The 23,270-nt window shown below is 73.2% G+C and carries 20 protein-coding genes; 2 read left to right on the top strand and 18 right to left on the bottom strand.

Annotated elements, in window-relative coordinates; translation table 11 throughout:
- Positions 1 to 12 precede the first annotated feature (12 nt).
- The 3 genes from ABZ721_RS03785 to def all read right to left on the bottom strand — a co-directional run bounded on the left by ABZ721_RS03785 (position 13) and on the right by def (position 3,221).
- A complete protein-coding gene (locus tag ABZ721_RS03785; RefSeq protein ID WP_358786996.1) occupies positions 13 to 1,398 on the bottom strand; it encodes a transcription antitermination factor NusB in 1,386 nt (461 codons plus the stop codon).
- A 268-nt stretch (positions 1,399 to 1,666) separates the two neighbouring features.
- Positions 1,667 to 2,608 carry a methionyl-tRNA formyltransferase gene (fmt, locus tag ABZ721_RS03790; RefSeq protein WP_358786927.1) on the bottom strand — a complete coding sequence of 314 codons (942 nt, stop codon included), beginning with the start codon at positions 2,606 to 2,608 and terminating at the stop codon, positions 1,667 to 1,669.
- A gap of 67 nt (positions 2,609 to 2,675) precedes the next feature.
- Positions 2,676 to 3,221 (bottom strand): peptide deformylase, encoded by a 546-nt coding sequence (gene def, locus ABZ721_RS03795; protein ID WP_358786928.1) that lies wholly within the window; start codon positions 3,219 to 3,221, stop codon positions 2,676 to 2,678.
- A 275-nt stretch (positions 3,222 to 3,496) separates the two neighbouring features.
- Between def and ABZ721_RS03800 the strand changes: the two genes are divergently transcribed.
- A complete protein-coding gene (locus tag ABZ721_RS03800; protein ID WP_358786929.1) occupies positions 3,497 to 4,084 on the top strand; it encodes a hypothetical protein in 588 nt (195 codons plus the stop codon).
- Between the two features lie 153 nt (positions 4,085 to 4,237).
- On the opposite strand, the gene ABZ721_RS03805 is transcribed toward ABZ721_RS03800, so the two are convergent.
- The 14 genes from ABZ721_RS03805 to pyrR form a co-directional block, all read right to left on the bottom strand.
- Positions 4,238 to 6,376: a primosomal protein N' gene (locus tag ABZ721_RS03805; RefSeq protein WP_358786930.1), complete on the bottom strand. Its 2,139-nt coding sequence runs from the start codon at positions 6,374 to 6,376 to the stop codon at positions 4,238 to 4,240.
- Positions 6,377 to 6,463: 87 nt separating this feature from the next.
- A complete protein-coding gene (metK, locus tag ABZ721_RS03810) occupies positions 6,464 to 7,672 on the bottom strand; it encodes a methionine adenosyltransferase (RefSeq protein WP_358786931.1) in 1,209 nt (402 codons plus the stop codon).
- A gap of 231 nt (positions 7,673 to 7,903) precedes the next feature.
- A complete protein-coding gene (gene coaBC, locus ABZ721_RS03815) occupies positions 7,904 to 9,112 on the bottom strand; it encodes a bifunctional phosphopantothenoylcysteine decarboxylase/phosphopantothenate--cysteine ligase CoaBC (protein ID WP_358786932.1) in 1,209 nt (402 codons plus the stop codon).
- A 99-nt stretch (positions 9,113 to 9,211) separates the two neighbouring features.
- Positions 9,212 to 9,481, bottom strand: a complete 270-nt coding sequence (rpoZ, locus tag ABZ721_RS03820; RefSeq protein ID WP_138352592.1) for a DNA-directed RNA polymerase subunit omega — start codon at positions 9,479 to 9,481, stop codon at positions 9,212 to 9,214.
- A gap of 44 nt (positions 9,482 to 9,525) precedes the next feature.
- Positions 9,526 to 10,119, bottom strand: coding sequence for a guanylate kinase (gmk, locus tag ABZ721_RS03825; protein WP_358786933.1), 594 nt, complete (start codon positions 10,117 to 10,119; stop codon positions 9,526 to 9,528).
- Positions 10,120 to 10,157: 38 nt separating this feature from the next.
- Positions 10,158 to 10,481, bottom strand: coding sequence for an integration host factor (locus ABZ721_RS03830; RefSeq protein ID WP_138352594.1), 324 nt, complete (start codon positions 10,479 to 10,481; stop codon positions 10,158 to 10,160).
- 265 nt (positions 10,482 to 10,746) lie between these two features.
- The gene (pyrF, locus tag ABZ721_RS03835) at positions 10,747 to 11,592 is read right to left on the bottom strand and encodes an orotidine-5'-phosphate decarboxylase (RefSeq protein WP_358786934.1); all 846 of its coding nucleotides are present in this window, start codon (positions 11,590 to 11,592) and stop codon (positions 10,747 to 10,749) included.
- Complete coding sequence (locus ABZ721_RS03840; RefSeq protein WP_358786935.1) at positions 11,589 to 12,698, bottom strand: quinone-dependent dihydroorotate dehydrogenase; 1,110 nt, start codon at positions 12,696 to 12,698, stop codon at positions 11,589 to 11,591. The genes pyrF and ABZ721_RS03840 overlap by 4 nt, the downstream gene beginning before the upstream one ends.
- Before the next feature lie 77 nt (positions 12,699 to 12,775).
- Positions 12,776 to 16,090, bottom strand: coding sequence for a carbamoyl-phosphate synthase large subunit (carB, locus tag ABZ721_RS03845; protein ID WP_358786936.1), 3,315 nt, complete (start codon positions 16,088 to 16,090; stop codon positions 12,776 to 12,778).
- Positions 16,083 to 17,225, bottom strand: coding sequence for a glutamine-hydrolyzing carbamoyl-phosphate synthase small subunit (gene carA, locus ABZ721_RS03850; RefSeq protein ID WP_358786937.1), 1,143 nt, complete (start codon positions 17,223 to 17,225; stop codon positions 16,083 to 16,085). Before carA ends, carB begins: the two co-directional genes overlap by 8 nt.
- Complete coding sequence (locus tag ABZ721_RS03855; RefSeq protein ID WP_358786938.1) at positions 17,222 to 17,878, bottom strand: hypothetical protein; 657 nt, start codon at positions 17,876 to 17,878, stop codon at positions 17,222 to 17,224. Before ABZ721_RS03855 ends, carA begins: the two co-directional genes overlap by 4 nt.
- Positions 17,875 to 19,164, bottom strand: a complete 1,290-nt coding sequence (locus tag ABZ721_RS03860) for a dihydroorotase (protein WP_358786939.1) — start codon at positions 19,162 to 19,164, stop codon at positions 17,875 to 17,877. The genes ABZ721_RS03855 and ABZ721_RS03860 overlap by 4 nt, the downstream gene beginning before the upstream one ends.
- The gene (locus ABZ721_RS03865; protein ID WP_358786940.1) at positions 19,161 to 20,192 is read right to left on the bottom strand and encodes an aspartate carbamoyltransferase catalytic subunit; all 1,032 of its coding nucleotides are present in this window, start codon (positions 20,190 to 20,192) and stop codon (positions 19,161 to 19,163) included. The genes ABZ721_RS03860 and ABZ721_RS03865 overlap by 4 nt, the downstream gene beginning before the upstream one ends.
- 85 nt (positions 20,193 to 20,277) lie before the next feature.
- Complete coding sequence (gene pyrR, locus ABZ721_RS03870; protein WP_358786941.1) at positions 20,278 to 20,850, bottom strand: bifunctional pyr operon transcriptional regulator/uracil phosphoribosyltransferase PyrR; 573 nt, start codon at positions 20,848 to 20,850, stop codon at positions 20,278 to 20,280.
- A 237-nt stretch (positions 20,851 to 21,087) separates the two neighbouring features.
- On the opposite strand from pyrR, the gene bldD reads away from it, so the two are divergent.
- Entirely contained in the window at positions 21,088 to 21,588 is a 501-nt protein-coding gene (gene bldD, locus ABZ721_RS03875; RefSeq protein ID WP_277437295.1) for a transcriptional regulator BldD, read from the top strand.
- A gap of 115 nt (positions 21,589 to 21,703) precedes the next feature.
- Here bldD and ABZ721_RS03880 read toward each other — a convergent pair whose 3' ends face one another.
- Positions 21,704 to 23,164, bottom strand: a complete 1,461-nt coding sequence (locus tag ABZ721_RS03880; protein WP_358786942.1) for an aminotransferase class V-fold PLP-dependent enzyme — start codon at positions 23,162 to 23,164, stop codon at positions 21,704 to 21,706.
- Positions 23,165 to 23,270: the final 106 nt, after the last annotated feature.

Below are 23,270 nucleotides of genomic sequence, written 5' to 3' on the forward strand. Positions count from 1 at the left end.
GGGCCCGGCGGCTCAGGCGGTGCGGCGCAGCAGGGCCAGGTACATCGCGTCGGTGCCGTGCAGGTGCGGCCAGAGCTGGACGTCCGGGCCGTCGCCGACGGCCGGGACGCCGGGCATCAGCGGGCGGGCGTCGATCCACTCGGCGGTCAGCGGCTCGTCCGTGCCGCGGCCCCGCAGTACGTCCTCGACGACGGCGCGGGTCTCCGCCGGGTGCGGCGAGCAGGTGGCGTAGCCGACCACGCCGCCGACCCGGACGGCGCGCAGCGCCTCGGTGAGCAGCCCGCGCTGGAGCGTCGCGAAGCCCGCCACGTCCTCGGCCTTGCGGCGCCAGCGCGCCTCGGGGCGGCGGCGCAGCGCCCCCAGACCGGTGCAGGGCACGTCGACGAGCACCCGGTCGAAGGAGCCCTCGGCCCACGCGGGACGGGTGCCGTCCGCGACGATCACCTGGTACGGGCCGGGGTTGCCGGCCAGCGTGCGCTCCACGAGCCGGGCCCGGTGCGGCTGCTTCTCCGAGGCGACGAGCAGGGCGCCGCGCTGCGCGGCGAGCGCGGCGAGCAGGGCGGCCTTGCCGCCGGGGCCCGCGCAGCCGTCCAGCCAGCGCTCGTCCCGGCCGTCCAGCGGAGCGGCCGCCAGGGCGGCGGCGACCAGCTGGCTGCCCTCGTCCTGGACCCCGGCCCGGCCCTCGCGGACGGCGTCCACGGCGCCCGGGTCGCCGCCCTCGGCGAGCCGGACGGCGTACGGGGACCAGCGGCCGGGCTCGGTCGCCTCCTCCGGCAGCGAGGCGGCCACCTCCTCGGGGGTCGATCGGCCGGGGCGCGCCACCAGCGTCACCTCGGGCCGCTCGTTGTCGGCCTCCAGCAGGTCCTCGATACCGGCCCGGCCGCCGCCGAGCGCGTCCCACAGCGCGGAGACGATCCAGCGCGGGTGCGAGTGGACCACGGCGAGGTGCGCCTCGGCGTCGTCGTCGTAGGGCGGGGCGACCTGGGCGACCCAGGCGTCGAGGTCCTGCGCGGCGATCTTGCGGAGCACCGCGTTGACGAAGCGGGCCCGGCCGTCGCCCAGCACGCAGCGGGCCAGCTCGACGGTGGCCGAGACGGCCGCGTGCGGCGGGATGCGGGTGCCGAGCAGCTGGTGGGCGCCGAGCGCGAGCACGTCCAGCACCGGCGGGTCGACCTCGCGCAGCGGCCGGTCGACGCAGGCGGCGATCACCGCGTCGTAGGTGCCCTGGCGGCGCAGCGTGCCGTAGACCAGCTCAGTGGCGAGCGCCGCGTCCCGGCGGTCGAACTCGCCGCCCTTCTTGACCGCTTCCGCCTCGGCGTTGCGCAGCAGCGAGGGCAGCACCAGGTTGGCGTACGCGTCGCGCTCGTCGACCGCCCGCAGCGCCTCGAAGGCGAGGATGCGGACCGGGTCCCGCTGGGGCCTGCGGTAGGGCTTGCCCTTGGGCCTGCCCTGCGGCTTCCCCTGCGAGGTGCTCTGCGGTCGGCTGCGCGGCTGGTCGTTCACGATCAATGTGCTCCGGACTCGGTCGGAAGAAGGTGCCGCCCGCGCGCGGCGGGAGGGCCCCTCCCGCGCACAGGGCGTGAACAAAGCGTACGGCCGCCGCCCCCGCGCCCGCCCACCCGGGCGGGGCGCGGGGGGCCGACGGCTGCGGGCCCAGCGCTCCGGGCTACGACCCCAGCCGGGTCCCCGACGCGAGCCGGACGCCGCGCGCCCAGTCGGCGGCGCGCATCAGCTTCTTGCCCTGCTGCTGCACCTCGCCCAGTTCCACCGCGTGGCTGCCGGTGCCCGCGTACACCACGTTCTTGGCGACGGACAGCTCGCCGGGGGCCAGGTCCGCGAGGTCCTCGCGACCGGGCAGCAGGGTGACCGGGCCGAGCTTGAACCGTTCACCGTCCAGCAGCGTCCAGGCGCCGGGCGCCGGGGTGCAGCCGCGGATCAGCCGGTCGACGCGGAGCGCCGGAGCGCTCCAGTCCACCGCCGCGTCCTCGACGGTGATCTTGGGGGCGACGGTGACGCCCTCGACCGGCTGGGTCCGCGGCACCAGGCGGCCGTCCTCGATGCCGTCCATGGTCGCGGTCAGCAGTCCGGCGCCGCTGTGCGCGAGCCGGGTGAGCAGGTCGCCGCTGGTGTCGGTGGGCCGGATGTCCTCGGTGACGACGCCGTAGACCGGGCCGGAGTCCAGCCCCTGCTCGATGAGGAACGTCGAGGCGCCCGTCACCTCGTCCCCGGCCATCACCGCGTGCTGCACGGGGGCCGCGCCGCGCCAGGCGGGCAGCAGCGAGAAGTGCAGGTTGACCCAGCCGTGGACGGGGACCTCCAGGGCGACCTTGGGCAGCAGCGCCCCGTACGCGACGACCGGGCAGCAGTCCGGGGCGATCTCCCGGAGCCGGGCGAGGAAGTCCTCGTCCCGCGGCTTCACGGGCTTGAGCACCTCGATGCCCGCCGCCTCGGCGCGCTGGGCGACCGGGCTGGAGACCAGCTTGCGGCCGCGTCCCGCGGTCGCGTCGGGCCGGGTGACGACGGCGACGACCTCGTGCCGGTCGGACGCCAGCAGCGCCTCCAGCGCGGGGACGGCGGCCTCGGGGGTGCCTGCGAAGACGAGCCTCATCGTGGGTTCTGTGCCTCTCGGTGGCAGGGGGTAGGGCCGGCGGGGACGGCGGGGCGGGCGGCGGGGCTCACTGCGCGCCGCCGAACGTGCTGTGCGGGGAGACCTTCACCTGCGGCACGCCCAGGTCCGCCCAGTCCGCCTCCCGGATCGCCTTCATCGCGGCCTTGCGCTGCTCGGTGTCGAGGCGGTCGATGAAGATGATGCCGTCGAGGTGGTCGGTCTCGTGCTGGATGCAGCGCGCCAGCAGCTGGGTGCCCTCGATGGTGACCGGGTCGCCGTACATGTTGAAGCCCCTGGCGACGACGCCGTAGGCGCGGACGCAGTCGTAGCTCAGCCCGGGGAGCGACAGGCAGCCCTCCGGGCCGTCCTGCTCCTCCTCGCTCAACGTGAGGTCCGGGTTGACCAGGTGCCCCAGCTCGCCGTCGACGAAGTACGTGAAGACCCGCAGCGAGACGCCCAGTTGCGGGGCCGCGAGGCCGGCACCGGGCGCCGCCTGCATGGTCTCGGTCAGGTCCTGGACGAGGGTGCGCAGTTCCTTGTCGAAGGTGGTGACAGGCTGCGCCGTCATGCGCAGCACCGGGTCGCCGAAGAGGCGGATGGGCGTGACGGACACGGCTGCGGGGCTCCCGTGGTCGGACGGAGAGGGGCACCCCGGCCGGCGGCGGCGCGGGGGCGCTTCCCGGCGGTGGCCGGGGGCCGTCCAATTCTAGGGGCGGACCCGTTCGGGGGTGCACGCGGTCGTACGAGCCCCCGGAAACATCAGCACGCCCCCCGATGCGTGACTCCATGGCCCGCTGGAGCGTTGGTCAAACGAGATTGACCGAAAAGGGGCCGGGACGCCACGGAGACGGCCCTATCCCCATCATCGCCGGTTGGAGAGGCTTGTTGATGCCCGACCACGCAACCCATGACGCCCAGGCCCGGGCAAGCCTGCACCTACTGGTGCGGGACATCGAAAGGGTCCGCCGACAGGTGGACGCGCTGCGGACCCTGACCGCCCAGCTGGGCAACGTGTACCGACCGCGGCGCAGCGGTCCCGCCGCCGGGTTCGTCGTCTACGGACGCGCCCCCGCCCCCACCGTGCGCCTCGCCCAGGAGCTCCGCGACAGCGTGGAGACCCTGGTCACCGCGGCGGTGGAGTTCGACCGCTCGCTGGGGTTCTCCTGGGACGCGGTGGGCTCCGCCCTGGGGGTGACGAAACAGGCGGTGCACCGGCGGTACGGGGCGCGCCGCCATGCCGTCAGCGGCGGCGAGGACGAGTCCTCGCACTCGGACACCGCCGGGGTGCACGCCGCGGCGTCCGCTCCCCCGATGGCCGGTGTCCCGGCGGCGCGCTCGGTGCCGGACCACGTGTCCGCGCCCCACGGGCCGCTGCCGCAGCAGGTGCCGGGCCAGGGACACGCACCGGGAATGGTGCCGCTGAACGTCCGGGAGGACGCCTTTCCCGGCGCGCTGCCCGGCCCGCGCAACGGCTGACCCGGCCCCCGGCACCCACCGCGACACCCCCCGCAGCACGTCACCAGCCGCCCCGCCGCCCGCCACGCCGACAGGTCGGGCGCCGGGGCGGCGCCGTGCCCCGGCCCGGCGGACGCACCGGGCAGCGGCCCGGCGGACGCCCCGGAGGGCCGGTCAGCCGATGTCCAGCGGGTCGATGCGCACCAGGACCTGATCGGTCTGCTTGAGCGCCGTACGGGCCACCTGTGCCGCCTTGAGGGCGGCGGCCAGCGCGGCCCCGCTGCCCGGCGGGACCCTGATCAGCATCCGCTCCCAGTGCTCCCCCGCCGGGGCGGCGCCGGGGCGGCGCGGTCCGCCCGGCCGGTCTGCGGGCACCGGGACCGGCCCCAGCACGGCGGCCCCCTCGGGCAGCCGCGCCAGCTCGATCAGTCCGGCCACCGCCGCCGGGCTGCCGGTCACCGAGGCCATCCGGGAGACCGGCGGGAAGCCCAGTTCGGCCCGCTCGGCCAGTTCGCGGGCCGCGTGCCCGGCCGGGTCCCAGCGCACCAGCGCCTGGACCGGCCGCAGCGTCGGCTCGGCGAGCACCAGTACCGTGCCGCCCTCGGCGGCGGGCCTGACCAGCGCGGCGGCGCCCGTCCAGCGGCGCAGCGCCTCCTCCCCCGCTCGCAGGTCGGGCCGGTTCAGCAGCGCCCAGCCGTCGAGCAGCAGCGCGGCCGCGTAGCCGCCCTCCGCGACCGGCTCCGCGCCAGGGGTGGAGATCACCAGCGCGGGCGTGGCGGTGACGGCGCCGAGGATCCCGTCCCGGCCCGAGGTGCGGACCGGGACCTTGGGGAAGGCCCGGCCGAGTTCGTCAGCGGTGCGCCGGGCGCCGACCACCTGGGCGCGCAGCCGGAACCCGCCGCACTCCTGGCAGTGCCACGCCGCCTCGGGGCGCCCGCACCATCCGCACTGCGGCACGCTGGTGCCGTCCGCCAGCTCCAGCGGTCCCGCGCACTTGCCGCACCGGGCGGGCTCCCGGCAGCGTTCGCAGGCCAGCCGCGGCACGTAGCCGCGGCGCGGCACCTGGACGAGGACGGGGCCGTGCTGCAGTGCCTCGCGGGCCACCTGCCAGGCGAGGCTCGGCAGCCGGGCGGCGCGGGCCGCCCCGTCCCGCGCCTGGTCGCCGTCGCCGATGGTGCGCACCAGCGGCGCCGCCGCCCGGACCGCGTCGCGGGCCGCGTCCACCGGCAGCGCCCACTGCGTCTCGACGAGCTGGGCGCCCTCGACGGTGCGGATGTGGCCGCCGAGCAGGAAGCCGGCTCGCTCCTCCGTGGCCCGCAGCAGCAGCACATCCCGGGCGTGCGGCATCGGAGCGTGCAGCTCGGCGTGGCTGGAGTCCCCGTCGTCCCACAGCGCGACCAGGCCGAGGTCCTGCACGGGCGCGAACATCGCGGCGCGGGTGCCGACGACGGCCCGGACGGCGCCGCGGCTGACCGCCAGCCAGCGCCGGTACCGCGCCTCGGGACCGGAGTCCGCGGTGAGCAGGACATGGTGGCCCGCGCCGAGCAGCGCGGTGAGCGCCGCGTCGACCCGGGCGGCGGCCCGCCCGTCGGGCAGCACCGCGAGCGCGCCGCGGCCGGAGGCGAGGGTGGCGGCCATGGCCGCGGCCAGCTCGGCCGGCCAGTGCGGCCCCGGCAGCGCGGTCCACACCGCGCGCGGGGAGTCGCCGCGGCCCAGGGCACGCAGCAGCGCGGGGCCGGTCGGATAGCGCGACCAGGTGCCGGGCTCCGGCGGGGCGGGGGTGGCGGGCGGCTCGGGGGACGGCTGCTTCTCCACCTTCCCGTGCCGGGCGGGCACGGCGAGCTGGATCACGTCGGCGAGCGATCCCGCGTACCGGTCGGCGACCGCGCGGCACAGCCGCAGCAGGGCCGGGCCGAGCACCGGCTCGGGCGAGACCACCTGGGCGATGGCGGCGAGCGGGCCCTTGTAGTCGGACTCGGTGAGCCGGGCGACGACGAACCCGTCGATCAGGCCGCCGCCCTCGCGGCGGCCGCTGACGACGTTGTGCGCCCCGGCGCCGAACCGGACCCGGACCCGGACGCCGGGCTGCGCGTCGGCGTCCATCGCGGCGGGCACCGCGTAGTCGAAGTACTTGTCCAGGTGCAGCACGCCCTTGTCGACCAGGACGCGGGCGACGGGCAGCCCCTCGGCGAGGTCCGCGCCGCGCCACGTGCCGCGCCGGGCCTTCGGCTCCTTCGCCTTGCGCACGGACTCGCGGATGAGCGCCAGCTGCTCCCCCGCCGGTGCCTTCTCCCGCTCGTCCTCGCTGCTCACAGCCCCAGTCCTACCAGACGCCTCGGACAGCGCGACGGCCCCGGACCGCGAAGGTCCGGGGCCGTGCGCGTGGTGCGGGTGCGGGTCCTACAGACCGGCGGCGGCGCGCAGCGCCTCGACGCGGTCGGTGCGCTCCCAGGTGAAGTCCGGCAGCGGGCGGCCGAAGTGGCCGTACGCGGCGGTCTGGGAGTAGATCGGACGCAGCAGGTCCAGGTCGCGGATGATCGCGGCCGGGCGCAGGTCGAAGACCGACGCGATGGCCTGCTCGATCTTCTCGCTGTCCACGGAGGCGGTGCCGAAGGTCTCGACGAACAGGCCCACCGGCTCGGCCTTGCCGATCGCGTAGGCGACCTGGACCTCGCAGCGCGAGGCCAGGCCCGCGGCCACGACGTTCTTGGCGACCCAGCGCATGGCGTACGCGGCGGAGCGGTCGACCTTGGACGGGTCCTTGCCCGAGAAGGCGCCGCCGCCGTGGCGGGCCATGCCGCCGTAGGTGTCGATGATGATCTTGCGGCCGGTGAGGCCGGCGTCGCCCATCGGGCCGCCGATCTCGAAGCGACCGGTCGGGTTCACCAGCAGGCGGTAGCCCTCGGTCTCCAGCTTGATGCCGTCGTCGAGCAGCGCCTTGAGCTCGTGCTCCACGACGAACTCGCGGATGTCCGGAGCGAGCAGCGACTCCAGGTCGATGTCCGAGGCGTGCTGCGAGGAGACGACCACGGTGTCGAGGCGGACGGCCTTGTCGCCGTCGTACTCGATGGTGACCTGGGTCTTTCCGTCCGGGCGCAGGTACGGGATGGTCCCGTTCTTGCGGACCTCGGACAGGCGGCGCGCGAGCCGGTGCGCCAGGTGGATCGGCAGCGGCATCAGGTCCGGGGTCTCGTCGCAGGCGTAGCCGAACATCAGGCCCTGGTCGCCGGCGCCCTGCTTGTCGAGCTCGTCCTCGTCGCCCTCGACCCGCTGCTCGTAAGCGGTGTCCACACCCTGGGCGATGTCGGGCGACTGCGCGCCGATGGACACCGAGACGCCGCACGAGGCGCCGTCGAAGCCCTTCTTGGACGAGTCGTAGCCGATGTCGAGGATCTTGTTGCGCACCAGGGTCGCGATGTCCGCGTATCCCTTGGTGGTGACCTCACCGGCGACGTGCACCTGGCCGGTGGTGATCAGCGTCTCGACCGCGACCCTGGAGGTCGGGTCCTCCTTGAGGAGGGCGTCGAGGATCGTGTCGCTGATCTGGTCAGCGATCTTGTCAGGATGTCCCTCGGTGACGGACTCCGAGGTAAACAGGCGGCGGGACACTTTGCTCCCTGGGGTTGCAGCGGCTGCTGGCTGATCATGGGGTGGGACGCGCGGGGCTGCGCCCGGCGATCCCTGGCTAGTTTATCGGTCGCTTCGGCCGGACCGACAAGCCATCTCGGTACTTGGATATGCCGTGACCTGCGACACGACGGGCCGCAGTACGACGATCCGCCACGTTTCCGGGGCGGAATGCCGCACAGGTCCGGTTTTGGTACACCCGGAAGGACGTATTCACGTCAACCGGGCGACCGTGAGATCCCACACCTGGTCGGCGAGGGCCTCCTTGGGACCGTACGGTACCGGGGTCTCGCTGCCGTCGGCGCCGAGCACCACGGCCTCGTTCTCCTCGGAACCGAACGCCTTGTGATCGCCGACCTCGTTGACAACCAGCAGGTCACAGCCCTTGCGGGCCAGTTTGGCCCGGCCGTTGGCCAGCACGTCGTCGGTCTCGGCGGCGAAGCCGACGACGACCTGGCCCGGATGTGAACGTTGTGTTGCGAGTTCGGCCAGCACGTCGGGGTTGCGGACCAGCTCCAGGGGCGGCTGCTCCTGGCCGTCCTTCTTCTTGATCTTGCCCTCGGCGTAGTGCGCGGGACGGAAGTCCGCCACGGCCGCCGCCATGACGACCGCGTCGGCGTCCGCGGCGGCCTTCAGCACCGCCTCGCGCAGCTGCACGGCCGTCCCGACGCGCACCACGTCGGCGCCGGCCGGGTCGGCGAGGCCGGTGTTGGCGGCCACCAGGGTGACGCGGGCGCCGCGGGCGACCGCCGTGCGGGCGAGCGCGTACCCCTGCTTGCCGGAGGAGCGGTTGCCCAGGTAGCGCACCGGGTCCAGCGGCTCGCGGGTGCCGCCGGCGCTGATCACCACGTGCCGCCCGGCGAGGTCGGCGGCGAGCCCGCGCGGGCCGCGGGCGAGCACCCGGCGGCAGACCTCGAAGATCTCGGCGGGGTCGGGCAGCCGGCCCTTGCCGGTGTCCACGCCGGTCAGCCGGCCCACGGCGGGTTCGATCACGATCGCGCCCCGGCGGCGCAGGGTGGCGACGTTCTCCTGGGTGGCGGGGTGCTCCCACATCTCGGTGTGCATCGCCGGCGCGAAGACCACCGGACAGCGCGCGGTGAGCAGCGTGTTGGTGAGCAGGTCGTCGGCGAGGCCGTGCGCGGCCTTGGCGAGCAGGTCGGCGGTGGCCGGGGCGACCACCACGAGGTCGGCGTGCTGGCCGATCCGCACGTGCGGGACCTCGTGGACGCCGTCCCACACCCGGGTCGACACCGGGTTGCCGGACAGCGCCGACCAGGTGGCCTCGCCGACGAAGTGCAGCGCCGACTCCGTGGGCACCACGCGGACGCCGTGCCCGGACTCGGTGAGCCGCCGCAGCAGCTCGCACGCCTTGTAGGCGGCGATACCGCCGCTCACCCCCAGGACGACCTGTGGCTGGCCCATCGTCACTCCCGCCGAGAAAGGGTTGGTCTTGCGTCCATCACACACCACGGGCCCGGCAGCGGTGCTGCCGGGCCCGTGGTGACAAGGATGGGTCTGCTGCTAGCCGGCCGACTCGATGGCCTCGGAGGTCAGCAGTCCCGCGTTGATCTCGCGCAGCGCGATCGACAGCGGCTTCTCGTGGACGTGGGTGTCCACCAGGGGGCCGACGTACTCCAGCAGGCCTTCACCGAGCTGGGAGTAGTACGCGTTGATCTGGCGCGCGCGCTTGGCCGCGTAGATCACCAGGCTGTACTTCGAGTCCGTGGCCTCGAGCAGCTCGTCGATCGGCGGGTTGATGATGCCCTCGGGCGTGGTGATGGAAGAGGACATTCTCTACCTACCCCTACTTGCTTGTGGAAAAGAATGGAAGTGGATCATACAACTCTCATCAAGGCTAGCAGCTCACGCGCTACATCCTCGACGGAGGTATTGACAAGGGTGATGTCGAACTCGGACTCGGCCGCCAGTTCGATCTTGGCCGCGGCCAGCCGCCGCTCGATCACCTCGGGCGATTCGGTACCCCGGCCGGTGAGCCGGCGGACCAGCTCGTCCCAGCTCGGCGGGGCGAGGAAGACGAGCTGCGCCTCGGGCATCGACTGGCGGACCAGCCGGGCACCCTGCAGATCGATCTCCAGCAGCACGGGCTCGCCGGCTTCGAGCCGGTCCAGCACGGCCTTGCGCGGGGTGCCGTAGCGGTTGCCCGCGAACTCGGCCCACTCCAGCAGCTCACCGTTGGCGACGAGCTTGTCGAACTCGTCGTTGTCGGCGAAGTAGTAGTGCACTCCGTGCTGCTCGCCGGGGCGTGGCCGACGGGTGGTGGCCGACACCGAGAGCCATACCTCGGGGTGGACCTTGCGCATATGAGCGACGACCGTGCTCTTGCCGACCCCTGAGGGGCCGGAGAGCACGGTCAGCCGCGGACGTACGTCCGGGGGCACGGGGGACGTCCCCCGGGATGTTGCAGCCATGAAGCGATTATCCCGGTTCCCGGAGGTGCTGGGGACCGTCAGGCGGCGCCGCCGCCGAACTCACGCTCCAAAGATGCGATCTGGTTGGAGCCGAGCCCCCGTACACGGCGGCTTTCGGAGATGCCGAGCCGCTCCATGATCTGCTTGGCGCGGACCTTGCCCACGCCGGGCAGGGACTCCAGGAGGGCAGAGACCTTCATCTTGCCGATGACATCGTTCTCTCGGCCCGACTTGATCACCTCGTGCAGCGAAGCGCCGGAGTGCTTCAGCCGATTCTTGACCTCGGCGCGCTCCCGGCGAGCCGCGGCGGCCTTCTCGAGCGCGGCAGCGCGCTGTTCAGGGGTAAGGGGCGGAAGAGCCACGCCTACGTCACCTCGGATATCGAACTGTCGGATACGGACCGGTAGTGGAACCCAGTTGCCCTCACCTGCAGGGCAACGAACGAAGCACTTGCGTGCTCGCTCTCGTCGGAGACTAGCGGTCACGGCGCCTCAAGTCAGCGAGAACAGACGAAAAGTCCTGGTCAGACTCGATCCGCTGGGATTTTTGGGACATATGGGCACCGGTTGCCGCCCTTGCGGCCCCCTTCGGACGCCGAACGGGCGTCCGGAAGGGAGCCTTCGGCGCTCAACCCGCCACGGCGGCACGGACCTCGTCGGCGAACCGGGCCGCCGCGTCCCGCAGTCCGGCCGCGTCGGGACCGTGCCGCAGCACGTCGCGGCTGACGCTCGGCAGGACGTTCCCGACCGCGGACCCGAAGAGCGCGGGGAGCCCGGCCGGCGTCGCGCCCTGGGCGCCGATGCCGGGGGCCAGCAGCGGGCCGTTGACGTCCAGCTCCGCGCCCGCCTCGGAGAGCGTGGCGCCGACCACCGCGCCGACGGATCCGAGCGGCCGCTCGCCGGCGTTCTCGGCCGCGATGTGGTCGAGCATCACCTGGGCGAGCGACTTCCCGTTCGCCGCGGTGGCCCGCTGGACCTCCGCGCCCTCCGGGTTGGAGGTCAGGGCCAGCACGAAGACGCCGGCGCCGGAGATCCGCGCCGCGTCCAGCGCCGGGCGCAGCGAGCCGAAGCCCAGGTACGGGCTGACGGTGACCGCGTCCGAGAAGAGCGGGGAGTCCTTGTCGAGGAACGTGGCGGCGTAGGCGGCCATCGTGGAGCCGATGTCGCCGCGCTTGGCGTCCATCAGCACCAGCGCGCCCGCGGCGCGGGCGTCGGCGACGGCCCGCTCCAGCACGGCGATGCCCCGGGAGCCGAAGCGCTCGAAGAACGCGCTCTGCGGCTTGAGGACGGCGACCCGGTCGGCGAGGGCCTCGACCACGGTGCGCGTGAAGCGCTCCAGGCCGGCCACGTCGTCGTTCAGGCCCCAGGAGGTCAGCAGTGCCGCGTGCGGGTCGATGCCGACGCACAGCTGCCCGCGGCTGTCCATCGCGTGGCGCAGGCGCGCGCCGAAGGGTTCCAGGTTCTCCACGGTCATGAGCCCGCCTTCCGGTGGTCGGCGCCGACGGCGTCGGCGAGGGTGGCGTACGGGCTCGCGGCCAGCCGGGCCGCGAGTCCCTTGTGGAGGGCGCGGCACCAGAACGGGCCCTCGTAGATGAAGGCGCTGTACCCCTGGACCAGGGTTGCGCCGGCCAGGATCCGCTCCCAGACGTCGTCGGCGGTGGTGACGCCGCCGACGCCGACCAAGGTGAGGCGGTCGCCGACGCGGGCGTACAGCCGGCTCAGGACCTCCAGCGAGCGGGCCCGCAGCGGGGCGCCGGACAGGCCGCCGGTCTCCTTGACCAGCGCCGGGTCCGAGGTCAGCCCCAGGCCGTCGCGGGCGATCGTGGTGTTGGTGGCGATGATGCCGTCCAGGCCGAGTTCCACGGCGAGGTCGGCGACGGCGTCGATGTCGTCGTCGGCCAGGTCGGGGGCGATCTTGACGAGCAGCGGCACCCGGCGCGTGGTGACCGTGCGGTCGGCGGCCTCGCGCACGGCGGTCAGCAGCGGCCGCAGCTGGTCGACGGCCTGCAGGTCGCGCAGGCCCGGGGTGTTGGGCGAGGAGACGTTGACGACGAGGTAGTCCGCGTGGGCGGCGAGCCGCTCGGTGGAGGTCACGTAGTCCGCGACGGCCTCGGCCTCGGGGACCACCTTGGTCTTGCCGATGTTGACGCCCACGGTGGTCCTGAAGGCGGGGCTGCGGGCCGCGAGGCGGGCGGCGACCGCCGCGGAGCCCTCGTTGTTGAAGCCCATGCGGTTGATCAGCGCGCGGTCCCGGACCAGCCGGAAGAGCCGCTGCCTGGGGTTGCCGGACTGCGGCTGCCCGGTGACGGTGCCGATCTCGACGTGGTCGAAGCCGAGCATCGCCATGCCGTCGATCGCGACCGCGTTCTTGTCGAAGCCGGCGGCGAGCCCGAAGGGGCCGTGCATGCGCAGGCCCAGGGCCTCGGTGCGCAGCTCCTCGTGGCGGGGCGCGAGCACGGCCGCCACGAAGGTCCGCAGGACCGGGACGCGGGCGGCGAGCCGGATCCAGCCGAACGCCAGGTGGTGCGCCCGCTCGGGGTCCATGCGCCGGAAGAGCATCTTGAACAGGAGGGAGTACATGCTGAGCCTTCTACGGGACGGTGCGGGGAGGCGGTCACATGGAGAGGGGGACACCGGCCGGTGTCCCCCTCCTGGCGCTACCCCTCCGCGCGGGAGGCGTTCAGGCGTTCCGCGTGCTCCTGCAGCGATCTGACGCCGATGTCGCCGCGGTTGAGCGCGTCGATGCCCTGGACGGCGGCGGCGAGCGCCTGCACCGTCGTCAGGCACGGCACCCCGCGGGAGACGGCGGCGGTCCTGATGTCGTAGCCGTCGAGGCGGCCGCCGGTGCCGAACGGGGTGTTGACGATCAGGTCGATCTTCCCGTCGTGGATCAGCCGCACCACGGTCGGCTCACCGTCGGGACCCGTGCCCTCGCTCTGCTTGCGCACCACGGTGGCGTGGATGCCGTTGCGGCGCAGCACCTCGGCGGTGCCGGAGGTCGCGAGCAGCTCGAAGCCGTGCTCGGCCAGCGCGCGGGCCGGGAAGACCAGGCTGCGCTTGTCGCGGTTGGCCACCGAGATGAACGCGGTGCCCTTGGTGGGCAGCGCGCCGTACGCGCCGGCCTGGGACTTGGCGTACGCGGTGCCGAAGACCGAGTCGATGCCCATGACCTCGCCGGTGGAGCGCATCTCCGGGCCGAGGACGGTGTCGACGCCGCGGCCGTAGATGTCGCGGAAGCGGCTCCACGGCATCACGGCCTCCTTGACGGAGATCGGCGCGTCCAGCGGCAGGGTGCCGCCGTCGCCGGTCTTCGGCAGCATGCCCTCGGCCCGCAGCTCGGCGACGGTCGCGCCGAGCGAGATCCGGGCGGCGGCCTTGGCCAGCGGCACCGCGGTCGCCTTCGAGGTGAAGGGGACGGTGCGCGAGGCGCGCGGGTTGGCCTCCAGGACGTAGAGGATGTCCCCGGCGAGCGCGAACTGGATGTTGATCAGGCCCTGGACGCCGACGCCCTTGGCGATGGCCTCGGTGGAGGCCCGCAGCCGCTTGATGTCGTGGCCGCCGAGCGTCATCGGGGGCAGCGCGCAGGCGGAGTCGCCGGAGTGGATGCCGGCCTCCTCGATGTGCTCCATGACGCCGCCGAGGTACAGCTCGGTGCCGTCGTAGAGCGCGTCGACGTCGATCTCGATGGCGTCGTCGAGGAACCGGTCGACCAGGACCGGGCGGGTCGGGCTGATCTCGGTCGACTCGGCGATGTACGAGGAGAGCCGGGCCTCCTCGTAGACGATCTCCATGCCGCGGCCGCCGAGCACGTACGACGGGCGCACCAGGACCGGGTAGCCGATCTCGTCGGCGATGGCCTTGGCCTCGTCGAAGGTGGTCGCGGTGCCGTGCTTGGGGGCGGGCAGGCCGGCCTCGGCCAGCACGCGGCCGAAGGCGCCGCGGTCCTCGGCGAGGTGGATGGCCTCGGGCGAGGTGCCGACGATCGGCACCCCGTTGTCCTTGAGCGCCTGCGCCAGGCCGAGCGGGGTCTGGCCGCCGAGCTGGACGATGACGCCCGCGATCGGGCCGGCCAGCGTCTCGGCGTGCACGATCTCCAGGACGTCCTCCAGGGTGAGCGGCTCGAAGTAGAGCCGGTCGGAGGTGTCGTAGTCGGTGGAGACGGTCTCGGGGTTGCAGTTGACCATCACGGTCTCGTACCCGGCCTCGCTCAGCGCGAAGGAGGCGTGGACGCAGGAGTAGTCGAACTCGATCCCCTGGCCGATGCGGTTGGGGCCGGAGCCGAGGATGATCACGGCGGGCTTCTCGCGCGGGGCGACCTCGGACTCCTCGTCGTAGGACGAGTAGAAGTACGGGGTCTTCGCGGCGAACTCGGCGGCGCAGGTGTCGACGGTCTTGTAGACCGGGCGCACGCCCAGCGCGTGCCGGACCTCGCGCACGACGTCCTCGCGCAGGCCGCGGATCTCCGCGATCTGGACGTCGGAGAAGCCGTGCCGCTTGGCCTCGGCGAGCAGCTCCGGGCCGAGCTTGTCGGCGGCCGCCAGGTCGTCGGCGACCTCCTTGATCAGGAAGAGCTGGTCGGTGAACCACGGGTCGATCTTCGTCGCGTCGAAGATCTCCTCGGGGGTCGCGCCGGCGCGGACGGCCTGCATGACCGTGTTGATCCGGCCGTCGGTCGGCACCGCGGCCGTGGCCAGCAGCGCGTCCTTGTCGCCGGGCTCGCCGGTGAAGGCGAACTGGCTGCCCTTCTTCTCCAGCGAGCGCAGCGCCTTCTGCAGCGCCTCGGTGAAGTTGCGGCCGATGGCCATCGCCTCGCCGACCGACTTCATGGTCGTGGTGAGGGTCGCGTCGGCCGCCGGGAACTTCTCGAAGGCGAAGCGCGGCACCTTGACGACGACGTAGTCGAGCGTGGGCTCGAAGGACGCCGGGGTCTTCTCGGTGATGTCGTTGGGGATCTCGTCGAGCGTGTAGCCGACGGCGAGCCGGGCGGCGATCTTGGCGATCGGGAAGCCGGTGGCCTTGGAGGCGAGCGCCGAGGAGCGCGAGACCCGCGGGTTCATCTCGATGACGATGACGCGGCCGTCTTCGGGGTTGATCGCGAACTGGATGTTGCAGCCGCCGGTGTCGACGCCGACCTCGCGGATGATCGCGATGCCGACGTCCCGCAGGTTCTGGTACTCGCGGTCGGTCAGCGTCAGCGCCGGGGCGACGGTGATGGAGTCGCCGGTGTGCACGCCCATCGGGTCGAAGTTCTCGATGGAGCAGACGACCACGACGTTGTCGTTGCGGTCGCGCATCAGCTCCAGCTCGTACTCCTTCCAGCCGAGGATGGACTCCTCCAGGAGCACCTCGGTGGTCGGCGAGAGCGTCAGGCCCTGGCCGGCGATGCGGCGCAGCTCCTCCTCGTCGTGGGCGAAGCCGGAGCCGGCGCCGCCCATGGTGAAGGAGGGGCGGACGACGACGGGGTAGCCGCCGAGGGTGTCCACGCCCGCGATGATGTCGTCCATCGTGTGGCAGATGACGGACCTGGCGGACTCGCCGTAGCCGATCTTGGCGTTGACGGCCGCGACGACGCCCTTGAAGAGCTCGCGGTCCTCGCCCTTGTTGATCGCCTCGACGTTGGCGCCGATCAGCTCGACGTTGTACTTGTCCAGGACGCCGTTGGCGTGCAGGGAGATCGCGGTGTTGAGCGCGGTCTGGCCGCCGAGGGTCGGCAGGAGCGCGTCGGGGCGCTCCTTGGCGATGATCTTCTCGACATACTCCGGCGTGATCGGCTCGATGTAGGTGGCGTCGGCGATCTCGGGGTCGGTCATGATCGTGGCCGGGTTGGAGTTCACGAGGATGACCCGCAGGCCCTCGGACTTCAGCACCCGGCAGGCCTGGGTGCCGGAGTAGTCGAACTCCGCTGCCTGGCCGATGACGATCGGGCCGGAGCCGATGACCAGGACGGACTGGATATCGGTGCGCTTAGGCACGCTGGCCCTCCATCAGAGACGTGAAGCGGTCGAACAGGTACGCGGCGTCGTGCGGGCCGGCGGCCGCTTCGGGGTGGTACTGGACGCTGAACGCCGGCTGGTCGAGCAGCTGGAGGCCCTCGACCACGTTGTCGTTCAGGCAGACGTGGCTGACCTCGGCCCGGCCGTAGGGGGTGTCGGAGACCGTGTCGATCGGCGCGTCGACGGCGAAGCCGTGGTTGTGCGCGGTCACCTCGACCTTGCCGGTGGTGCGGTCCTGGACCGGCTGGTTGATGCCGCGGTGGCCGTACTTGAGCTTGTAGGTGCCGAACCCGAGCGCGCGGCCCAGGATCTGGTTGCCGAAGCAGATGCCGAACAGCGGGGTCTTCCGCTCCAGCACCGCGCGCATCAGCGCGACCGGGTGGTCGGCGGTGGCGGGGTCACCGGGGCCGTTGGAGAAGAACACGCCGTCGGGCGCGACGGCGTAGATGTCCTCGACGCTCGCGGTGGCGGGCAGCACGTGGACCTCGATGCCGCGCTCGGCCATCCGCTGGGGCGTCATCGACTTGATGCCGAGGTCGATCGCGGCCACGGTGAAGCGCTTGGTGCCGATCGCCGGGACGGTGTACGCCTCCTTGGTCGCGACCTCGGCGGACAGGTCGGCGCCCTTCATCTGCGGCGCCCGCAGCACCTTGGCGACCAGGTCCGCGTCGGTGCCGACCGCGTCGCCGGAGAAGATGCCGACCCGCATGGCGCCGCGCTCGCGCAGGTGGCGGGTGAGGGCGCGGGTGTCGATGCCGCTGATGCCGACGACGCCCTGGTTGACGAGCTCCTCGTCCAGGGTCCGGCGGGCGCGCCAGTTGGAGTGGACCCGGGCGGGGTCGCGGACCACGTAGCCGGCGACCCAGATGCGCGCCGACTCGGCGTCCTCGTCGTTGATGCCGGTGTTGCCGATGTGCGGGGCGGTCATGACGACCACCTGGCGGTGGTACGACGGGTCGGTCAGCGTCTCCTGGTAGCCGGACATGCCGGTGGAGAACACGGCCTCGCCGAAGGTCTCCCCCACTGCCCCGTAGGCCCGGCCGCGGAAGATCCGGCCGTCCTCCAGGACGAGTACGGCGGGGGTCCTGTCTGCCCGCTGGGTGGAGGTCGTCATCGTGGGCCTTCCTGATGGTGCGGGGCGGCGACCGCGCTGTCGCCGGGGTGCTGGTCGGTGTCGGGGTCGCCGGCTGCGGATGCCGCGGCCCCGGATGCTGCTGCTGATGGTGAGGACATGGACCCGACGGCGTCGACCCAGCCCGCGTGCTCAGCGGCGTGCTCGGAGCGGAAGCCGGAGTCGATCAGCCGGCCGCCGTGCTCCCAGGTGATCACCAGCAGTCCGCCCTCGGTGAGGACCTTGCCGGCGATGCCCTTGTCGAGCCGGGCGCCGCGCAGGGCGGCGGTGGGGACGAGGAAGTCCGGCGCGCCGGTCCGCTCCACCCGCACGCCCTGCTCCGTCAGAGTGAGGACGGCCGCGCTGCGCACTCCCAGGCCGTGGGCGACGACGCGGTCCAGCCACTGCCCGGCGGTGGTGCTGCCGAAGTAGCGGCCCCGCAGGGTCAGCAGCGGCTCGGCGCCGTCCTCGGGGGCCGGGGGCAGGTCCGGCAGGCCGCCCTGCAGGGTGCCGCGCCACTTCCAGCCCTCCCGCATCAGCCAGTAGACGAGGGCCACGAACAGGCCCAGGCCCACGATCCAGCCGATCCGTGAGGACCAGTCGGTGACCTGCTGGGACCTCTGGTCCGCCGCCAGCACAAGAGTCAGAGATGTCACGCGAGCTTCCCGTCCACGACCGTCGCCCTGCCCCGCAGGAAGGTGGCGATCACCCGGCCCGGCAGCTCGCGGCCCTCGTACGGGGTGTTGCGGCTGCGGGAGGCGAAGCCCGCGGGGTTCACCGTTCCACGGTAAGCCGGATCGACCAGGGTGAGGTTGGCGGGCTCGCCCGCGGCGACCGGGCGGCCGTGGCCGGCCAGCCGGCCGATGACGGCGGGCCGCGCCGACATGCGGTCGGCGACGCCGGCCCAGTCGAGCAGGCCGGTGTCGACCATTGTCTGCTGGACGACGGACAGCGCGGTCTCCAGGCCCACCATGCCCATGGCGGCTGCGGCCCACTCGCAGTCCTTGTCCTCGTGCGGGTGCGGGGCGTGGTCGGTGGCGACGCAGTCGATGGTGCCGTCGGCCAGTGCCTCGCGCAGCGCCAGCACGTCGGCCTCGGTGCGCAGCGGCGGGTTGACCTTGTAGACCGGGTTGTAGGACCGGACCAGCTCGTCGGTCAGGAGCAGGTGGTGCGGGGTGACCTCGGCCGTCACGTTCCAGCCCTTGGACTTGGCCCAGCGGACGATCTCCACGGAGCCGGCCGTCGACAGGTGGCAGATGTGCACGCGGGAGTCGACGTGCGCGGCGAGCAGCACGTCGCGGGCGATGATCGACTCCTCGGCCACCGCCGGCCAGCCGCGCAGGCCCAGCTCGCCGGAGACGATGCCCTCGTTCATCTGGGCGCCCTCGGTGAGGCGGGGCTCCTGGGCGTGCTGGGCGACGACGCCGTCGAAGGCCTTCACGTACTCCAGCGCGCGGCGCATGATCACCGCGTCGTCGACGCACTTGCCGTCGTCGGAGAAGACCCGCACTCCGGCGGCGGAGTCGGCCATCGCGCCGAGCTCGGCGAGCTGCTTGCCCTCCAGGCCGACGGTGACGGCGCCGACCGGCTGCACGTCGCAGTAGCCGGACTCGCGGCCCAGCCGCCAGACCTGCTCCACGACGCCGGCGGTGTCGGCGACCGGGAAGGTGTTGGCCATGGCGTGCACGGCGGTGTAGCCGCCGACGGCGGCGGCGCGGGTGCCGGTCAGCACCGTCTCGGAGTCCTCGCGGCCCGGCTCGCGCAGGTGGGTGTGCAGGTCGACGAGGCCCGGCAGCAGGACCAGGCCGGCGGCCTCGACGACGGTGGCGTCGGCCGGCACGTCCAGGCCGGTGCCGACGGCGGCGATCGTCTCACCGTCGATCAGGACGTCCTGCGGGTCGCCGCCGAGCACCTTGGCGCCTCGGATAAGGGTCTTGCTCATGACGGGTCGTTCTCCTCGGTGCGGGCGGCGGGGGCGGCTGTGGTGATGGCGGGTTCGTTCCCGCCGAGCAGCAGGTACAGGACGGCCATCCGGATGCTGACGCCGTTGGCGACCTGCTCCACGACGGTGCAGCGCCCGGAGTCGGCGACCTCGGCGGTGATCTCCATGCCGCGGTTCATCGGGCCGGGGTGCATGACGATGGCGTGCTCCGGCAGGGCGGCCATCCGGGCGCCGTCCAGGCCGTAGCGGCGGGAGTACTCGCGCTCGGTGGGGAAGAACGCGGCGTTCATCCGCTCGCTCTGCACCCGCAGCATCATCACGGCGTCGGACTTGGCGAGCACCGCGTCCAGGTCGTACGAGACGTCGCACGGCCAGGTCTCGACGCCGATCGGCAGCAGGGTGGGCGGGGCGACCAGGGTGACGTGGGCGCCGAGCGTGTTGAGCAGCAGGACGTTGGAGCGGGCGACGCGGCTGTGCAGGATGTCGCCGACGATCGTGATCCGGCGGCCGGCCAGGTCCCGGCCGCTCCCGTCGCCCGGGCCCTGGTGGAAGGTGGGGCCGCCGTCCTTCGCGCCCGCCAGGTGGCGGCGCATGGTGAAAGCGTCGAGCAGCGCCTGGGTGGGGTGCTCGTGGGTGCCGTCGCCGGCGTTGACGACCGAGCCGCCGATCCAGCCGGAGGTGGCCAGCCGGTGCGGGGCACCGGAGGAGCCGTGCCGGATGACGACGGCGTCGGCGCCCATCGCCTCCAGGGTCAGCGCGGTGTCCTTCAGGGACTCGCCCTTGGAGACCGAGGAGCCCTTGGCGGAGAAGTTGATGACGTCGGCGGAGAGCCGCTTGGCGGCGGCCTCGAAGGAGATGCGGGTGCGGGTCGAGTCCTCGAAGAACAGGTTGACGACGGTGCGTCCGCGCAGCGTCGGCAGCTTCTTGATCGGCCGGTCGGCCACGCGGGCCATTTCCTCGGCGGTGTCGAGCACGAGGATGGCGTCGTCGCGGGTGAGGTCGGCGGCCGAGATCAGGTGGCGCTTCATCGGGTCACTCCGAAGGGGGTGTGCTGGGGCGGCGGAGGGCATGCTCGCGTGCCCGGACCCCCGCGGGGTCCGGGTCGTGCCTGCGCTATTCGTCCGCCGGGGAGCCCTCGCGCACGCCGAGGAGGACCGTGTCACGGCCGTCCTCTTCGGTGAGGTGGACCTTGACGGTCTCGCGCAGCGAGGTGGGGAGGTTCTTGCCGACGTAGTCGGCCCGGATCGGCAGTTCGCGGTGGCCGCGGTCGACCAGGACGGCGAGCTGCACGGCGCGCGGCCGGCCGATGTCGTTGAGCGCGTCGAGGGCGGCGCGGATCGTGCGGCCCGAGAAGAGCACGTCGTCGACGAGGATGACCAGCCGGCCGTCGACGCCGTCGGCGGGGATGTCGGTGCGGGCCAGCGCGCGGGCCGGGTGCAGCCGCAGGTCGTCGCGGTACATGGTGATGTCGAGCGACCCGACCGGGACCTTGCGGCCGGTGATGTCGGCGAGCTTGTCGGCCAGCCGGCGGGCGAGGAAGACGCCGCGGGTGGGAATGCCGAGGAGCACCACGTCGTCGGCGCCCTTGGCGCGTTCGACGATCTCGTGGGCGATGCGGGTCAGGACCCGTGCGATGTCCGGTGCCTCGAGCACCGGGCGTGCGGATGTACTGCGGTCTTCAGCCATGAAGGGCTCTCCTTCCCCGCCTCACGGGACGGGTCTTAAAGGACGCCAGGGATACATCCCCACGTTACCAGGCGCGCAGGTCGCGTTCTCGGGCGGTCGCCCGCAGGATGAGCACACCGGTACGAATCGGACGCCCGCCCGGCGCGGGGGGACCGGTCCGGACCATTCGGCTTGACGAAGTCAAATTACGCTGCGTAACCTCACAGTGAGTCACCGAGTTTCCGTCCGGGGAGCCTTATGTCCAGCGATTACGCCAAACAGCTCGGAGCCAAGCTCCGCGCCATCCGCACGCAGCAGGGTCTCTCCCTCCACGGGGTCGAGGAGAAGTCCCAGGGTCGGTGGAAGGCCGTCGTCGTCGGTTCGTACGAGCGTGGCGACCGCGCCGTGACCGTACAGCGACTGGCCGAGCTGGCTGACTTCTACGGAGTCCCGGTCCAGGAGCTGCTGCCCGGCACCACGCCGGGCGGAGCCGCCGAGCCGCCGCCGAAGCTCGTGCTGGACCTGGAGCGCCTGTCCCAGGTCCCGCCGGACAAGGCCGGTCCGCTGCAGCGCTACGCCGCCACGATCCAGAGCCAGCGCGGGGACTACAACGGCAAGGTGCTGTCGATCCGCCAGGACGACTTGCGCACGCTGGCCGTGATCTACGACCAGTCGCCCTCGGTCCTCACCGAGCAGCTCATCGGCTGGGGCGTCCTCGACGCGGACGCGCGCCGCGCGGTCGCCCATGAGGACAGCTGAGCAACTGCATTGCAGAAACGTCCCGCCCGGGGCGGTGCCCGCAAGGACACCGCCCCGGGCGGTTCTGTTTCCGGCGGCCTGCGCGGGGTCCGCGAGGACCCGCCGGCCGCCCGCGTCACCCGTACGGCCCAGTCCGCGCCCGGAAGAGCCGGCCGATGACCTCCGGCAGCAGCCGTTCGGTCAGCCGGGGCGGCAGCGCCTGCAGTACGGCCAGTACCGGAGCCATCCGCTGCGGCAGCGCGCCGTCCGCGGAGACACCCGCGAGCTGGAGGGCCAGGGCGATCTCCCCGGGGCCGAGCGTGTCGGGGTCGAGCTGGGCGGCGAGCCCCGCGATCCCCGCGTCCACGGTGGCGGGCCCCAGCTCGCGGGCCCGTGACACGGCGGCGCCCAGCTCCTCCAGCAGCAGCGCGATCCGCTCGGGCGACGCCACCGCGGCCGTGACCGTCAGGTGCAGGTTGGGCGGGGAGCCGTCGAAGGCGGGCTGCGGCTGCAGGAACCACCCGCGCAGCCGCATCTCGTCGGCGACGACGAACGGGTCAAGACCCGGGTCGTCGGAGGCCACCGCGACCAGTGAGGCCTGCGGGGTGCCGAGCACCCGCAGCCCGTCGATCCGGCCGATGCCCCCGACGAGGGCCTGTACCGCCTCGTGCACGCGCGCGGAGAGCTCCGCGTAGCCCGCGGGCCCGATCCGCCGCAGCACCGCCCAGGCGGCGGCCAGCGGCCCGGCGGACTTGGTGCCCTGCAAGGTGGCGTTGACCACCGGGTAGCCGGGCCAGGAGGCGTCCGCGAACCAGCCGTGCCGGCGCAGCTCGGCGTCCCGGAAGAGCAGCACCGAGGCGCCCTTGGGCGTGTACGCGTACTTGTGCAGGTCCACCGCGAGCGAGGTGACGCCGGGGACCGCCAGGTCGAAGGCGGGCGGCCGGGGCAGCGCGGCGGGCAGGTGCGCCAGGTACCAGCCGCCGATGCAGGCGTCGACGTGGCACAGCACCCCGCGGGCGGCCGCCGCGGCGGCGATCGGGGCGACGGGGTCGATCACCCCGTGGGCGTAGGACGGCGCCGAGACCACGACCAGGGCCGTCCGGTCGGTGATCGCCGCCGCCATGGCCTCGGGGCGGGCGCGGAACGTGACCGGGTCCACCGGGACGGGCACGACCGCCAGCCCGAACAGGGCGGCCGCCTTGCGGAAGGCGGCGTGCGCGGTGGCCGGCAGCACCAGCTCCGGGGCGGTGACGCCCCGGGTGCGGCGGGCGTGCTCGCGGGCGGTCAGCACGGCCAGCAGGCAGCTCTCGGTGCCGCCGCTGGTGAAGGTGCCGGCCGTGGCGGCGTCGCCGCCGAGCAGTTCGGCCGCCCGGCCGACGATGTCGTTCTCCAGCGCCACCACGCTGGGAAAGGCCGTCATGTCCAGGCCGTTGACCCCGCCGAAGGCGGCCTGGGCGCGGTCCGCGAGGTCCTCCAGGCCGTCGAGCCCGGCGTCGTAGACGTACGCCATGGTGCGGCCGCCGCGCACCGGCAGGTCCCCGGACCGCAGCTCCGTCAGCCGGTCGATGATCTCCTGGTCGAGCTCCTGATCGGACATGCGAGCGAAACTAGGCCACGGCCCGGGAAACGCACCAGGCCCGAAGCAGAAGATTGTTCACCTTCTGCTGCGGGCCTGCGCGGTGCGGGGTGGCGCTAGGACGCGG

The sequence above is a fragment of the Streptomyces sp. NPDC006733 genome (assembly GCF_040636125.1).
Classification (GTDB): Bacteria; Actinomycetota; Actinomycetes; order Streptomycetales; family Streptomycetaceae; genus Actinacidiphila.